13 protein-coding genes and 1 pseudogene are annotated in these 15,767 nt (G+C 33.6%); 3 read left to right on the forward strand and 11 right to left on the reverse strand.

The features are described from left to right. The 5 genes from MK119_RS06320 to MK119_RS06340 form a co-directional block, all read right to left on the reverse strand. A partial coding sequence (locus MK119_RS06320) for a LytTR family DNA-binding domain-containing protein (RefSeq protein ID WP_290671960.1) occupies positions 1 to 679 on the reverse strand: 679 nt, incomplete at its 3' end. Beyond that, complete coding sequence (locus MK119_RS06325; RefSeq protein ID WP_290671962.1) at positions 676 to 1,722, reverse strand: histidine kinase; 1,047 nt, start codon at positions 1,720 to 1,722, stop codon at positions 676 to 678. The genes MK119_RS06320 and MK119_RS06325, both read right to left, overlap by 4 nt. A gap of 21 nt (positions 1,723 to 1,743) precedes the next feature. Further along, entirely contained in the window at positions 1,744 to 2,862 is a 1,119-nt protein-coding gene (locus MK119_RS06330; RefSeq protein ID WP_290671964.1) for a serine hydrolase domain-containing protein, read from the reverse strand. Positions 2,863 to 3,002: 140 nt separating this feature from the next. After that, on the reverse strand, positions 3,003 to 3,527 hold the full coding sequence (locus MK119_RS06335; RefSeq protein ID WP_290671966.1) for a hypothetical protein: 525 nt from the start codon (positions 3,525 to 3,527) through the stop codon (positions 3,003 to 3,005). 91 nt (positions 3,528 to 3,618) lie between these two features. Beyond that, the gene (locus tag MK119_RS06340) at positions 3,619 to 4,563 is read right to left on the reverse strand and encodes an SPFH domain-containing protein (RefSeq protein WP_290671968.1); all 945 of its coding nucleotides are present in this window, start codon (positions 4,561 to 4,563) and stop codon (positions 3,619 to 3,621) included. Between the two features lie 93 nt (positions 4,564 to 4,656). On the opposite strand from MK119_RS06340, the gene MK119_RS06345 reads away from it, so the two are divergent. Then, complete coding sequence (locus tag MK119_RS06345; protein ID WP_290671969.1) at positions 4,657 to 5,310, forward strand: hypothetical protein; 654 nt, start codon at positions 4,657 to 4,659, stop codon at positions 5,308 to 5,310. 116 nt (positions 5,311 to 5,426) lie between these two features. Here the strand turns inward: MK119_RS06345 and MK119_RS24225 are convergent. From MK119_RS24225 to MK119_RS06370, 6 genes and pseudogenes are all read right to left on the reverse strand, one after another. Beyond that, positions 5,427 to 5,651 (reverse strand): annotated as a pseudogene (locus MK119_RS24225) (OmpA family protein); the annotation flags it as partial. A gap of 21 nt (positions 5,652 to 5,672) precedes the next feature. Continuing rightward, positions 5,673 to 5,885, reverse strand: a complete 213-nt coding sequence (locus MK119_RS06350; RefSeq protein ID WP_290671971.1) for a hypothetical protein — start codon at positions 5,883 to 5,885, stop codon at positions 5,673 to 5,675. Position 5,886: 1 nt separating this feature from the next. After that, on the reverse strand, positions 5,887 to 7,398 hold the full coding sequence (gene gltX / locus MK119_RS06355) for a glutamate--tRNA ligase (RefSeq protein ID WP_290671973.1): 1,512 nt from the start codon (positions 7,396 to 7,398) through the stop codon (positions 5,887 to 5,889). A 292-nt stretch (positions 7,399 to 7,690) separates the two neighbouring features. Beyond that, on the reverse strand, positions 7,691 to 9,634 hold the full coding sequence (locus MK119_RS06360; RefSeq protein ID WP_290671974.1) for a T9SS type A sorting domain-containing protein: 1,944 nt from the start codon (positions 9,632 to 9,634) through the stop codon (positions 7,691 to 7,693). A 148-nt stretch (positions 9,635 to 9,782) separates the two neighbouring features. Further along, entirely contained in the window at positions 9,783 to 10,832 is a 1,050-nt protein-coding gene (locus MK119_RS06365; protein ID WP_290671976.1) for an alkane 1-monooxygenase, read from the reverse strand. A 154-nt stretch (positions 10,833 to 10,986) separates the two neighbouring features. Then, positions 10,987 to 11,814 (reverse strand): transporter, encoded by an 828-nt coding sequence (locus MK119_RS06370; protein ID WP_290671978.1) that lies wholly within the window; start codon positions 11,812 to 11,814, stop codon positions 10,987 to 10,989. 110 nt (positions 11,815 to 11,924) lie between these two features. Between MK119_RS06370 and MK119_RS06375 the strand changes: the two genes are divergently transcribed. Together MK119_RS06375 and ybeY are read left to right on the forward strand one after the other, a co-directional pair. Continuing rightward, the gene (locus MK119_RS06375; RefSeq protein ID WP_290671980.1) at positions 11,925 to 15,350 is read left to right on the forward strand and encodes a DUF4175 family protein; all 3,426 of its coding nucleotides are present in this window, start codon (positions 11,925 to 11,927) and stop codon (positions 15,348 to 15,350) included. Beyond that, positions 15,343 to 15,765: an rRNA maturation RNase YbeY gene (ybeY, locus tag MK119_RS06380; protein ID WP_290671983.1), complete on the forward strand. Its 423-nt coding sequence runs from the start codon at positions 15,343 to 15,345 to the stop codon at positions 15,763 to 15,765. The genes MK119_RS06375 and ybeY overlap by 8 nt, the downstream gene beginning before the upstream one ends. Positions 15,766 to 15,767 lie beyond the last annotated feature (2 nt).

The following is a 15,767-nucleotide window of genomic DNA, read 5'->3' on the forward strand; positions in this document are numbered from 1 at the left end:
AATTCAAAATTTGCTGTAAAACGTCCTTTTTTAGTCGTACACTGATGGGAATTTTATGTTCTCCAATCAAAATTTGATTTCCTGTAATTTCTGAAATTTGTGCTTTGGAAACCAAATATGATTTATGTGTTTGTACAAAAAATGAATCTGGTAAATTGTCTCGTAATTGTTTTAAGGTAGAATGTGTAATGATGATTTCTGAAGTAGTTACAATTTTTACATAATTCTGCATTGCTTTCAAAAATAAAATTTCATTAGGCTTTATTTTTTTAAGTGACTTATCACTCTTTACAAAAAATACATGTTCGTCCTCAGTTGTTTTGGTCAAACGATACGCTTTGTTAACAGCTTGTAAAAAACGTTCAAACGAAATAGGTTTTACCAAATAATCAATTACTTCATAAGAAAAACTCTCCAAAGCATATTGTGGATACGCAGTGGTCATAACAACGAGTGGAGAAGACTTCAAACTTTTTAACCAATCTAAACCTGACACAATTGGCATGTTAATATCTAAAAATAATAAATCTACTTTTTGTTGCTGTAATATATCATTTGCCTGAAGCGCATTTTTACACACACTAACCACATTCAAAAAGGAAATATCATTGCAATATGCTTGCAAGCCTTTTCTAGCCAAAGGTTCATCGTCTATAATAATACAATTGAGTATGTTCATGATATATCAATTAATAAATCTACAGAATATGAATCATTTTCTTCTGTGACAGTTAATGTATGCTTTTCTGGATATAAAAGTGTCAATCGTCGTTGTACATTTTGTAAGCCAACACCACCAACAGCTGTTTGTTGCAATGAGGCATCAGTAGTATTTTTTACAGATAATGCTATTTTGTGTTTCGATTCTTTGATGTCAATTTCAATCCTATTTTCTGTGGCTTCATAATGATGACTTATATGTTTGAAGGCATTTTCAATAAAAGGAGTCAGCAATAATGGCGCAATTTTCAAAGAAGCATTTTCATAATCAATCGTATAATTTAATGTAATATCATCTCCTTTGCGAATGGCTTCTAAACGAATATACTGAGACACATAATCTAATTCCTTTTCTAAATTAATAAAGGCTTCACTGCTTTCATACAATTGGTAACGCAATAACCCTGAAAATTGCAACAAAGTATCTTTTGCCAAGGTATTATTACTTCCAATTAAATGATATACACTGTTGATTCCGTTAAATAAAAAATGCGGGTTTAGCTGTGCTTTTAAATACTTTAATTCCGTTTGATGCGTCTCTTTTAACAACTCTTGCTTAGCGCGTTCTGCGTTGCGATATTCAAACAAAAAACGATACAAAAACCCAAAAGCACCATACAAAACATGAAAAAATAAATTCTGAATAAACACAGAAAAAACAATAATTGAAAACGGTGCTACCGGGTGAATCATGTTAAAACTTGAGGCAACATACAAATCTAAATAGCTCTCTACAGCAGTAATTCCGAATAAAATAAGCAAAGAATAACTCCAAAATGCCCGTTTTTTATGTTTGATAAAGAACCGTGGAACCAGCCAAAAAACTTGAATATAACACAGAAATGCATTAAAAAACATTCCATAACTATACACAATAGGCATTGTGCCTGAAGCATTGTCAAATCCCATCCAGGTTATATTTCCTGAAGTGATGTACAAATAATTCAACACCCAAAAAACCAGATGTGCTAAGATGAGTATGTATAGTTTTGTTCTGGACATTTATATAGAACTTGTATGATATCAGTTTTTAGATAATAACTCTATCAAAGAAAAACATAAATTATCAATTTTTGGACCTTGTGGACTAAAAGCAGAAAGATTAGATAGGAGCAGCGCCGCTTTTTTATTTTTCTTATCAATAATCATACAGGATAAGTAGCCACCAGTGCCGCCATTATGAAACAATACTGTTTTGCCTTCTTTTGTAATAATGTGCCAACCCAAACCTACGCGAACCATTTCGTTTACTTTGATGGTTTCTTGTTGAGGTAAATTGTACACAGTATTTTCATCTTCGAAGTTTTTACGGATAAATTTTTCCATATCAACAACATTTGATTTCATTCCACCGGCACCAACTAGCGCATCAGTAAAGTCCCAATTAGAAGCTTCTGTACCATCTGCCTTTATTCCAATAACCAATTTATTCTGATCAACCTTTGATAAATCTGTAGTGGTATGATTCATCTGTAAAGGTTTTAAAATCTGTTCTTGTAACAAACTTTCATAACTTTTCTTCGTTTTTTCTGTGAGTATGTAACCTAACAATCCAGCACCTAAATTGGAATACGCACTCACTTTCGTAGGTTCATTTTGTAGTGAAATTCCATTTTTCAAATACGTGTGTAACATATCAATGGTATATTTTTTATACGGATTTTCCATGTTTGTTTGTAATAATGGAAAGATATTTTGCGGTAACCTTGGCAAGCCTGAAGAATGATTGGCAAGTGTTTGTAACGTAATCTTATCCGTATGTTCAGGTGATGTTTCAATTTTGAATGGTAAAACATCTATCAACTTATCATTCAGTTGAAGGTTTCCTGCATGAATTTGATGTGAAAGTAGGAGTGAAGTAAATACTTTTGTGTTAGAACCTATTTCAAAAATAGCACCTTTATTATCTATAGTTTGTAAGGTATCATTCTTACGAATAACTCCAATGTAGTTTGTTTTTTCTCCATCAATCAAAGCAATAGAGAGTTGTACATTATTAGGAAAAAGTTCACTGTTTTCAGCAATGACTTTTGCTATTTCTGATGACATGTTGGACGTGTCAATAGCATTTATGGCTTTCTCTTGAGAAAAACCTAACTGAATATTTAAAAAAATGAAGAGTAAAAAAAATGTTCGTTTCATGATGATTCTTTTGATGTTTCAAAGTAATCACATAAAACGAACACTATATAATTTATTTGACGAACGTATACAAGTTTTTGATGAGCGTGAGTGAATTTCGGCAACACTCGATTTGACTTCTATATAATTGAAAGATTTTATTATTCCTTAATATCTTCGATATCCATCGTATTTTCTGGAATCTTCATAGACGTTTTAAAATCAGGAAAATAACTAATTATTGTTCCAGTATCTTTCATTTCTTTGGCTTCAACAAAAGTCCATTTTTTAGTTGATTCATTAAAAAAACCAATCATATAACTCGTTGCTGTAATACGCTTTTTGTTCATCAGCATCACATTATAGTTTTGAACATAGCAGCGATATTCACCTTGTTCTTTTACTACATCAGACACAGATTTGGTTTCTGCTGTTTCATACTTAAAACCGCCAGCTTTCATTTGATCAAAAGTACTTTTTAAAAACTCTTCCATAACTTCTACGCCGCCAGCTGCTTTGATAAGATTAGGATGTGTAAAACTAAGCAGTGTTTTATAATCTTCATCTATAGTAGCTTTGCAAGCAGCTTTTGCATCGCGCATAGCACTTGCTTTTAGCGCTTTCATATCTTGTGAAAATACTTGTGTAGCGCAACATATAAATAGGAGTAAAGTGATTTTTTTCATCTGTTCATGTTTATTGTTATTGAGCTTAAATATACACATAAAAAAAACCCGAAACATTTAATTTCGGGCTTTGTTGTGTATCGTATGGAGATTACTTGTCTTTATCAGTTTCTCCTTTTTTACGTTTTGCTTCTTTCATAGCTTCTCCAATTTGATTACTTGCGGTAAAGCTTGCCACCATATTGTTAAGCATATCACTTCCAGCTTGTGGAGAGTTAGGCAATAAGATTAAGTTACTATTGGTTTCTTCTCCAATAGACTGTAAAGTATCATAATGCTGAGTTACTACGATCAACGCAGAAGCCTCTTGTGAGTTGATTCCAACTTTGTTCAATACTTCTACAGATTCTTCCAAACCGCGTGCAATCTCTCTACGCTGATCTGCAATACCTTGACCTTGTAAACGTTTGCTTGCTGCTTCCGCTTTAGCTTTTTCAACGATTAAAATACGTTGTGCATCACCTTCATACTGTGCAGCAATTTTTTCACGTTCTGCAGCATTAATACGGTTCATCGCCGCTTTTACTTGTGCATCAGGATCAATATCTGTTACTAAGGTTTTAATAATGTCATATCCATATTCAATCATTGCATCGTTTAATTCAGATTTTACCGCAATTGCAATATCATCTTTTTTTACGAATACATCGTCCAATTTCATTTTTGGAACTTCGGCACGAACTACGTCAAATACATACGATGTAATTTGATCGTGTGGATAATCTAATTTATAAAAAGCTTCGTATACTTTGTCTTTAATTACTTTATATTGAACAGAAACTTTTAATCGGACAAATACATCATCTAATGTTTTTGTTTCAACGATTACATCTAACTGTTGAATTTTTAAGCTCATCTTTCCTGCAATTCTATCCATTAAAGGAACTTTTAACTGAAGTCCTGACTGGCGAATACTTTGAAAACGTCCAAAACGTTCTACAATAGCAGCAGTTTGTTGTTTTACAATGAAAAATGTTCCAAGAATAATAATAAGTAATAGTACTCCAGCAACTACATAATAAGGATTTATTGGCATAATTTGAAGATTTAAAATGTTAGTATATAAAAATAATTTTTTTTGCGTAAAAAAAGGATACTTTTGAGAACTTTAAACCCAAAGTTTCCTCAAATGCAAAAACCTACTTACATAACATTAGTATTGATTTCACTACTTTTTGTTACAAAATCTTTTTCCCAAGGTCGTTATGACAATTACAATCGCTTCGGGATTTCGGCTGGAATTCATCAGTTTGATATTCGTACAAATGACTTAGTAACCACAAAATCTACTGGCTTTCAAGGCGGATTGTCAACACGTGGAACCGTGGCCAGACATTTTGATATGGTGTACTTTTTACACTTAAACTGGCATGAGTTTAATGTATTAGGAAGAGAAACCGCCTCAGCAACTATCAACCAAGAAATTCCATTTAATCTATTAGCTGCAAAAATTGGTGTGTTGGGAAGTTATAAAATTAGCGAGAAACATTTTAGTGTGGAGTTTGGTCCAGCTTTGCAATTGTCTGAAAAATTTGAAATAGACAGTCAGTTTGAAGACTATGTTTTACAAGGATACGATTCGTTTACTGCCAAAGAAGCACGCCAAACCAATCGTTTAAATGTGATGGGCGTTGTCGGAATCTCTGCCGGATTTCAATCATTTAAAATCTCCTTGCAATACGAATATGGATTTACAAACGTTTTAAGTAAACTCACCGTAGACAATAATAAACTAAAAGGAAATATAGAACAGTTGAGTGTTTTAGCCACTTTCTATTTGTAATGTAGTGAAACTCTAATTTCGGAAGTCCAGAGGACGCACAGAAATACGTTAGTTGAACTAATCCCGCTGCAGAGTGGGATCATATAACACAAAAGAGCGCCGATAAGCGCTCTTTTTTATAGTTTCTTAATAATAATCTCAATTCTCCGATTCTGTTTTCTTCCTTCTTTAGTTTTATTAGAGACTAAAGGTTGTGTTTCTCCATATCCTTTAGCTACTAATGTAGAAGCTTTACAACCGTGAGCTATTAAAAGTTCTTTTATTTTTTCAGCTCTTTTTTGTGATAATGCTAAGTTTAAATCTTTATTTCCTACAGAATCTGTATGCCCTGAAATTTCAGCAAAATAGTTGTTAGAAACCTTTTAGATGATATCACTAATGGCGATGATTTCTTTTGCAGGATTTTCTATTAACTTATTAGTTCCACTTTTGAAAATTAAATTTTTAGTGTATTGCCAAAAAGGATTTCGATCATCTTCTGTGATAATTATTGTATTATTTTCTTTTACAGAAAGACCATTATTAATTTTGCATGAAGCGAAACATATAATAACAATAAGCACAATTTTTTTCATCTTACAACATTCCTAATACTTTCTGAATACGCTTAATGGTTTCTTGTTTTCCAATCATAAACATAATCTGAAATAAATCTGGACCACTTAATGCACCAGCCAATGCAAAACGTAATGGTTGCATTACTTTTCCAAAACCAATTTCATTGCTTGTAATCCAACCTTTGATATTCGTTTGTAGGCTTTCTACGCTATAATCTTCGGTAGACTCTATAATTTCTATCAATTTATTTAAAATGTCTCCTGTGCCTTCTTTTAAGGCCTTTTTCTGTGCTTTTGGATCAAATTCTGTTGGTGCTACAAAGAAAAAGTGACTCAAATTCCATAAATCTTTGGTAAAAGAAGCTCTTTCTTTAATCAACTCAACAACCATTTCAATATAATTGATGTCAATATCAGCCAATTCAGGTTGACTTTCTTTAAAAGTAATAGCCAAACTTTCTTTAGATTTTAATTGCATGTATTGTTGGTTGAACCAATCCGCTTTTTTGATGTCAAATCGTGCACCCGCTTTGTTGATTCGTTCCAATTCAAAATCTTGAACCAATTGCTCTAAGCTAAAGATTTCTTGTTCCGTTCCAGGATTCCATCCTAAAAAAACTAAGAAATTGATCAATGCATCAGGGAAATAACCTTCATCTTTGAATCCCATGTACAATTGATCTTCTTTATCATCGTGCCATTCTTTTGGAAATACTGGGAAACCAAACTTAGCACCATCACGCTTGCTTAATTTTCCTTTTCCTGTTGGTTTAAGGATTAATGGTAAATGTGCAAATGTTGGTGCTTCCCATTCAAACGAACGGTATAATAAATAATGCAATGCTAACGATGGCAACCATTCTTCTCCACGAATTACATGTGTGATTTCCATTAAATGATCATCTACAATATTAGCTAGGTGATAGGTTGGCATTCCATCACTTTTAAACAATACTTTGTCATCTAAAATGTTAGTGTCAATTTTTACATCCCCGCGAACAATATCTTTTAAATGTAAAATTTCATCTTGTGGCGATTTGTAACGCACTACATACGGTTCACCAGCATCTATTTTTGCCTGAACTTCTTCTGTAGAAAGCGATAAAGAGTTTGTCAATTTTAAACGATTGTGCCAGTTGTAAATAAAGGTTTTTCCTTTGGCTTCATGATCTTTTCTGTGACCATCTAAGGTTTCAGCCGTATCAAAAGCGTAATATGCATGTCCTTTTTCAATCAATTGGTCAGCATATTGTTTGTATAAATGTTTACGCTCACTTTGTCTGTATGGACCAAATCCACCATCTTTTCCAACACCTTCGTCAAAAGGAATTCCACACCATTCCAATGATTCTACAATATATTCTTCCGCTCCTTCAACAAATCGGTTTTGATCTGTATCTTCAATACGTAACACAAAATCTCCACCATGTTTTTTGGCGAATAAATAATTAAATAAGGCAGTTCTAACGCCTCCAATGTGTAGCGGTCCTGTTGGACTTGGTGCAAAACGAACACGAACTTTTTTAGTCATAGGTAATAGTATATGGTTTTAAAGTGCAAATGTAATACTATTTTGATGTAGAAAAAGTATAATTCTAAAAAGTCAATTGCCCTACTACAAGTGTTTGAATATCTAAATCTTAATTAATAAGTGAAACCTTCAAAGTTTTTAGCCTTGAAGGTTTCGGTAATCAGCAAGTTGAGAAAAATCCTATTTTAAATAAGTGATGTCAAATCGAGTGCAGTTGAGGTGCAATGATAGTATGAAGTTTGCTTTGATTTTTAACTGTACCCGAAGTGACATTTATAGGTAGAAAGTCTTATTATTTTTTAATAAACTTCTCAGTGTGTTTGATACCTGATTCCGTTTCTACCGTCAAGAAATACATGTTATCACTTAATTGTGAGACGTCAATTTCTGAAACTTCAATCGCTTTGCTTTGTACCAACTTTCCAGTAACGTCTGTAATTTTATAGGATACAATCGGTTCGTCACTGTTGAATCTTAATACGTCTGCTGTTGGATTTGGAAACATATTAAAGTTGATCAAGTCGGCTTCGTCTCTTCCTAAGGTTCCGTGCGAACTTCCCATTACAAATAATGAACGTAAATGATCCTTTACTTCATCTGTAAAGACATTAATTGTTGTATTTGTGTTGCTCAGCGAACTTAATGTGATTTGATATGACCAATCTTCATCATAACAGCTATCACAACAAGACGGAACATATAATCCAATTACATACAGCTTGTTAGGTTCAAAAGTATAGTTAGGGAAGGTTGTCGTAAGTCCCCAAACTGGATTTGTAGATGTTGGTAATTGATTGTTAAATCCGCCCATATTACTAGACCAAGCAAAGGTATTAGGAACCATATTGATAAAGTCTACAGGATTTGTGAATGGGAAAGAAGACAATTCTAATTCATATACAAACCATGTATATTGATATCCATTATTTTGTTCTGTACAAATATCACCAACAAGTAAGGAATCATCCGTTGTATCAATACTATTTATTGAGCCAGTTAATTGTTGTGGACTTCCCTGGTGCAGTACACTAATGTTGAGGTTTTGATCTAGTTTTGCTTGTAATGAAATATCATCAATTGCTAAATCGTTTCCATCGCCCAAACCATCTTCTTTTAAGTGAATTTTGATATCTAATACATCTACATCACCATCAAAACATTCCGATATTTGTTGCCAATCACAAGGATCGTCGCTGTTGGTATCAATCGTAATCCAATCGTATAATTGCCCATTTACTTCCAAACGAATTTCTGGTTTAATGTTGAATGTACATTGCGGTAAATCTTTGAAGTTTGCACAGAATTTATAGGTTTTTTCAAAATCAATTGGAATGCTTTGCTCCCAAATTATACTACTTGTTCCGGCTGGTTGTGTTGTACGACCATTTACTAACAAGAAGTCTGTATTGTTGCTATATTGTTCTGGATCAACACAAGCAGAATGATCAGTTACTGTAGTTCCAAAAATACTTGCATCGTTTGATACGTGGTATGCACCTGGATATAAACTGGCATCTTCAGTATAGCTGTTCCCAAATCCGTTCGCACCATTTTCAAAATTTCCGTTTTCTACCAAGTTATCACCTTCACAGCAAAATGCACCTTCATTATTTGGTTCGCCTGGATCAATATCACAATCCTGAATACAAATATTGTCATATCCGTATTCTTCTGTTGGACTTGAAGTTAAATCTAAGAAAAATCGAATTCCCGAAATATTACTGATTAAGTTATTCCAATCGTTACAATCCAATCCAGCACCCATGACCCATTGCCCATTTTCATTTGATGGCAAATCGGTTCCTTCACAGGTTTCAATAGGAGCACAAATATGGACCCAACCGCCATCTTCAACAGCTTGCACATTGGCTACAAAAGTTGCTGTTGCTGTTGGACTTGTTGGATTTCCTGTATAGATAATAAGTCTAGGAGATACAGGCTCTCCAAAGTTTCCATCCTCAATTACTTGAAAATCCCAGCATAAACATTGCCCTTCAAATTCTCTCCAATTTCCAGCATAATCAACATTGTTGTAAATATAAGAAGAACCTTGATCGTCATACGAATGTAGAAAGAAGTCATCCGCGTTTCCACTTGGTCCAAAAGGATCTGCTGTATTTGCGCCAGCAGCAACGCCATTCCAGTTAGAGACATCCTGATCGTTAAAATCATCACAGAATTGTCCAAAGCTTACTCCATAAAAAAGGAGTAAACACAAGGTAATTGTGTTTTTCATAATGTAAAATGTTTAAGATTCTATAATTTGTTTCAAGGCAAAGATGCACCAGTAAGAAACGATAGGTTAGAAGCAAAGCACTAAGATTTGCATCGTGTTTTACCTAATAAGATTATAGAAAAACTTAAGAGTTACAGGAAAAACACCCTTATTTAGTCAGAGAAACCATGTCAGAAGGAATACGTTTGTTCATCACTTTAAACCATAAAGGCGGAATTAAAGCCATGACCATAGAAGTGGGATAACCATAAGGCATCTGCGGGCTTTTTTCATGACAATCCAACAATTGATATTTTTTAGAAGCTTTGTAATGATGATCGCTGTGACGTGTGAGTTCATACAAAACAATACGCCCAATTACATGATTGGAATTCCAAGAATGAATTTCACGTACACGCTCGTAACGTCCAGAAGTTAATTTCTTTCTGAGCAATCCGTAATGTTCTATATAGTTGATGGTTTCTAGTAGTAAAAAACTAACTACGGCGCTAGCTAGAGCAAAAAGTAAAGCTAAACTTCCTAAGAAATAGAATACAATAGCCAAATAGTAAATCTGCAGTAGCGTAAACCAAAACATGTTATTTTTAAGCGAGAAAAAGGAATACTTTCCGCGCAGGCGTAAGTTTTGTTGAATTTTCCAGGCATTCATATACTGTCTTGCTGTTGAGGTAAACCAGAATGAATACACAACTTGATTGTATCGTGCAGTTGCAGGATCTTCTTTGGTAGCGGCATGTAAATGATGTCCAAAATTATGTTCCACAAAAAAGTGCATATACATAGAAGGAAGTAATAACAACTTTGCCATAAGCTGCTCATATTGTTTTTGTCGGTGACCTAATTCGTGCGCAACATTGATACCGTTAGAACCTAAAACTATTCCTGTAGAAAATATCAACCCGATGATTTCAAAGGTTTCATACATTCCTGTAGAAACATTCAAAAGTGTCACAATCAATAATCCAAAAACAACAGGAATATTTAAGTACAATAACCAGTCAAAAATTGGATTCACAGATTTTTGTTCCACTTCTTCTTTGGATAAATTTTCTATGTTTTGCGGAAAAATCAATTCCATAATCGGAATCACCCCAAAGGCATATATGGGAGTTAAAAATGTATAATATCCTCCCAAGCATAAAGCAAGTACGGCAACTAGTGGCGTAGAAAATGCCGCTAAATATTTCAAATCTTTCATAAGTCAATTTCAATTCAAGGTTCATAAAAATACTACTTTTTTTCCTGAATTGAAATTGTTATTTGATTATTGAAAACTATATATGTTTTGTGTTTACAATTATAATTTAAGAAGTTCCTTATAAAATAAAAGGAAGGATCTAGGGGAAACTTTTTTAAAATCGCTTATACAATCCAATAGTTAGTGCACCTTGTTTGGCAACATTGTTCCCAGAGAATGCACCTCCAAAACCTAAAATACCACCAAATGTTCTGTTGAATTCTCCGATGACTTTCAACCCAAAAGCCCTATATTCTTGATTGTTTACGTATAAAGCAGTAGCGGCGTTTCGTAAAGGTATGTTAACGTCACCATCATTAAATGAACTTATGACATCAATAAAACCAGCCAACCAAATTTTTGAATGTACTTTGGTTCCTATTTCACCTCCAATCTTAAAATTATTGCTATAGTTGTTTGTTTTTAAATCAACTCCCGTAAACGATTGAATGTAAAACTTGTCAAAACCACGTCCAAAGTTTACAGTAGGTGTAAAAGTCCAAGCGTCTTGCCCAGTTCTAACTCCAGAAGCTGCCTCAAAAGTTCCAGTATTTGCTTCTACATTTAGTTGACCAGAAATAATCCATTCTTTATTGTAAAACTGATGCCTCAATCCTACAGAAACATTTCCAAAAGCTGATTTGGATTGTTCTAAAATAAAGGCAGTTCCATTTACAGCATCGCCAGTACTTACAAACTTTAAAGGCAGATTTATAATTAAAGTTGTTTTGTCTGACACACCGTATTCTCCATACAATTGTAGTGTATTGTCGGTAATTTCTCGATCTGATTGATAGTCAGGATCACCAAAAATTTCATCATAATTTGAAATAGTGGTAAACGAAAGTTGTGTGTAAAATTTTCCTTTTTCCTGTGTCCAAGGACTTTGTGCAAACAAAATTCCTGAACTCAATAGGGCGATAACTATATATAAATTTTTCATAATTAGCTTATTTATGATGACTTAGTAGCAAGTTTTAAGGAAATCTTACAGAATGTTTAACAAGTTACGCATACTATTAATTGCGTAAATATGTTATTTTTATCAGTTATATGATGAATGCATACGAACACATACAAAAGAAATTAAGTCAATTTGTAACCAAATATTATACAAACGAACTTATCAAAGGCGCGATATTATTTTTTAGCATCGGTCTATTATATTTTATCATCACCTTATTGGTGGAACATTTTCTATGGTTAAGCACAGGAGCAAGGACAGCGTTATTCTGGGTTTTTATTCTGGTAGAAGTAACGCTTTTCGCGAAATTTATTATGCTACCAATGACAAAATTGTTTAAACTACAGAAAGGAATCAGTTTCAAACAAGCATCTCAAATTATTGGAAATCATTTCCCAGAAGTGAATGATAAATTACTGAATGTATTGCAATTGTCTGAAGCGTCTCAGGAATCTGAATTGTTATTGGCAAGTATCGAACAAAAATCGAAAGAACTACAACCAATTCCGTTTCAAGTAGCCATCAACTTTAAAAAAAATATCAAATATGCCAAGTATGCTATTCCTCCGTTAGCAATTGTGTTGCTAGTGTGGATTTCTGGAAACAGTTCATTATTTAGTCAAAGTTATGAGCGTGTAGTAAATTACAAAACCGACTATGAGCCACCAGCGCCTTTTCAATTCATTGTTGTAAATGACAGTTTTCAAGCCATCGAAAATCAAGCATATAAATTACAAGTGCAAACCTTAGGTGATGTAATTCCAGAGGAAGTGCAAATATCGTTAGGAGACGAAACCTATTTTCTTCAAAATAAAGGAGTAGGAACGTTTGAATATACATTTTCACAACCAAAAGAAGCTACAACATTTACGCTAAATGCTAATGAAGTTACCTCAAAACCGTATACGCTAAATGTTGTAAAAGTACCTTCATTGGTAAATTTCCAAATGGTATTGGATTATCCAGCATACACCAAACGAAAAGACGAGGTTTTAAAAAGTACTGGAAATGCAACCATTCCAGAAGGAACCAAAATTACATGGGAAGCCAAAGCAAAACAAACAGAAAAATTAGAATTAATTTCAAAAGATACTACGTATGTGTTTGGCAAGGAGGCTAATGACTTTAAATTGGAACAAAAAATATATCAAAAAATAGATTATCAAATAAGCACAAGTAATTCTGAACTTAAAAACTATGAAAATCTTGGATTCAGCATTAATGTAATCAAAGATGAGTACCCAAAAATAGATTTACAATCCAAAAGAGATTCAATAGATGGCAGAACGATGTATTTTTTAGGACAAGTTTCGGATGACTACGGATTGCGAAGATTACAATTGGTATACTATCCATCGGAGAATGTAGCCAATAAAGCTTCGGAAAACATTCCAATCAGTACCTCAAACATTGATCAATTTCAATATACATTTCCAGGAAATTTACAATTGGTTAAAGGTGTAAATTATGAATTCTATTTTGAACTAACGGATAACGATGGAATTCGAGGAGGAAAGAAGGTAAAAAGTGAAATCTTCAGCTATCGAAAACTTACTGATACAGAATTGCAAACAGAACAGTTGCAACAACAAAATGAAACGATTAAAGACTTAGATAAATCATTAGAAAAACTTCAAAAGCAACAAGACGAACTCAAAAAGATCACGAGAAACCAAAAGGAGAAGAGTGAACTTAATTTTAACGATCGTAAAAAGCTTGAAAAATTCTTGCAACGTCAAGAACAAAGTGATCAAATGATGAAGAAATTTTCTAAGCAATTAGAGCAAAACTTAGAAGATTTCCAAAAAGAAGAAACGCAAGATGATCAAGATAAAGAGTTGTTGAAAGAACGTTTAGAACGTCAACAAAAAGAATTGGAGAAAAATGAAAAGCTGATGGAAGAATTAAAGAAATTAGCTGATAAAATTAGTGAAGAAGAACTCCAAGATAAACTAGAAGAATTAGGGAAGCAACAGCAAAACAATAAAAAGAATTTACAGCAAATTCTTGAATTAACGAAGCGCTATTATGTAACCAAAAAGGCTGAAAAAATTCAAAGACAACTGCAAGAACTTGCTAAAGAACAAGAGGAGCTATCCAAGAAAAATGGAGGCGATAATACAAAAGAAAAACAAGACGAACTCAATAAGAAATTCGAACATTTGCAAAAACAAATGGATGAATTAGATGAAGAGAATAACAAACTCAAAAAGCCTTTAGACTTAGAGCGCAAAAAAAACGACGAAGAAGACATTAAGCAAGAACAGCAAGATGCAACTGAAGATTTACAAAACAGTGAGGAATCAGAAAACGAACAGCAAAAAAGCGAGCAACAACAAAGCGCAAAACAAAAGCAAAAAAAAGCTGCTCAAAAAATGCAACGTATGAGCAAAAGTATGCAAACTGCCATGCAAATGAGTGGGCAAGAAAGCATACAAGAAGATGCTGAAATGCTACGCCAAATACTAGACAATTTGGTTCTATTTTCTTTTGACGAAGAAAATTTAATGAAAGGTTTTGAAGAAATTGACAATTCAAATGCAGGCTATGCTGCTAAGCTAAAACGTCAAAAAGAATTGCGTAAAATGTTTGAGCATGTAGATGATAGTTTGTTTGCATTGTCTTTACGTCAGCCTTCTATCTCCGAACGAATCAATGGTGAAATTACGGAGATATATTATAACATCGATAAATCTTTAGAGCAATTGGCAGAGAATAATGTTTACAGAGGAGTAGCCGCACAACAATATGCTTTGACATCCACAAATAAGTTGGCAGATTTTCTAAGTAGTGCACTAGACAACATGAACCAAAGCATGGGACAAGGTCAAGGACAAGGTTCTCAAGGAATGGGGCAAAGTGGACAAAACCAAGGTCAAGGAAAAGGATTTCAGTTGCCAGATATTATTCAATCACAGGATGAATTGAGTAAACAAATGCAACAAGGTATGAAGAAAGAAGGCCAAGGGAAAGATGGTAAAGGAGGCAAAGAAGGTGGTAAAGAAGAAGGCGATAAAGGCAAAGGAAATAAAGATGGAAAAGATGGAGAAAACGGTCAAAAAGGAGGTGGATCGGGAAGTGGAAATGAAGACGAGTCAGGTAAATTATATGATATATTCAAGCAACAACAAGCGTTAAGAAATCAATTAGAACAGCAATTAAAAGATAAATACGGAGGAAAAATCAAAGATCCAAAGGCGATGGAAATATTGAAACAAATGGAGAAAGTAGAAACTGAATTGCTCGAAAGAGGATTCAATGATGAAACAATGAAAAAGATGATTGAGCTCAAATATCAACTCCAAAAATTAGACAAAGCTGCCTTTGAACAAGAGAAAGAAAGTAAACGAGAATCTACTACAAATCGCAAAGATTTCAACAATACTACAAATGAAATAATGCCTGATGCTCGACAGTATTTCAATCAAATTGAGATATTAAACCGACAAGTATTACCTTTGCGCAATAATTACAAAAAGAAAGTACAAGAGTATTTCAAGAAAAAGGATGATTAGTTTTCATTATGAGACACAATTTGAACTTACAAACGAGGGACAAATTGAGCAATGGATTAGCAAAGTAATCGCATCTGAGGACAAGCGAGAAGGAGATATAAATTATATTTTCTGTGATGATGAATATCTGCATAAATTGAATGTAGAATTTCTAAACCATGACACGCTTACTGACATTATAAGCTTTGACAATTCGGTTGGAAACGAATTGCACGGAGACATTTTTATCTCCGTGGAACGTGTTGCCGACAACGCCAAAGATTTCAAAGTTTCCACAGAAGAAGAACTGCGTCGTGTGATGGTACATGGTGTTTTGCATTACTGCGGATACAAAGATAAAACACACAAAGAGCAGGAAGAAATGACCGCTAAGGAAAATGATAAACTTGAAATGTTCCACGTGGAACACTCTTAAAT

The sequence above is a fragment of the Kordia sp. genome, assembly GCF_022447245.1.
GTDB lineage: Bacteria > Bacteroidota > Bacteroidia > Flavobacteriales > Flavobacteriaceae > Kordia.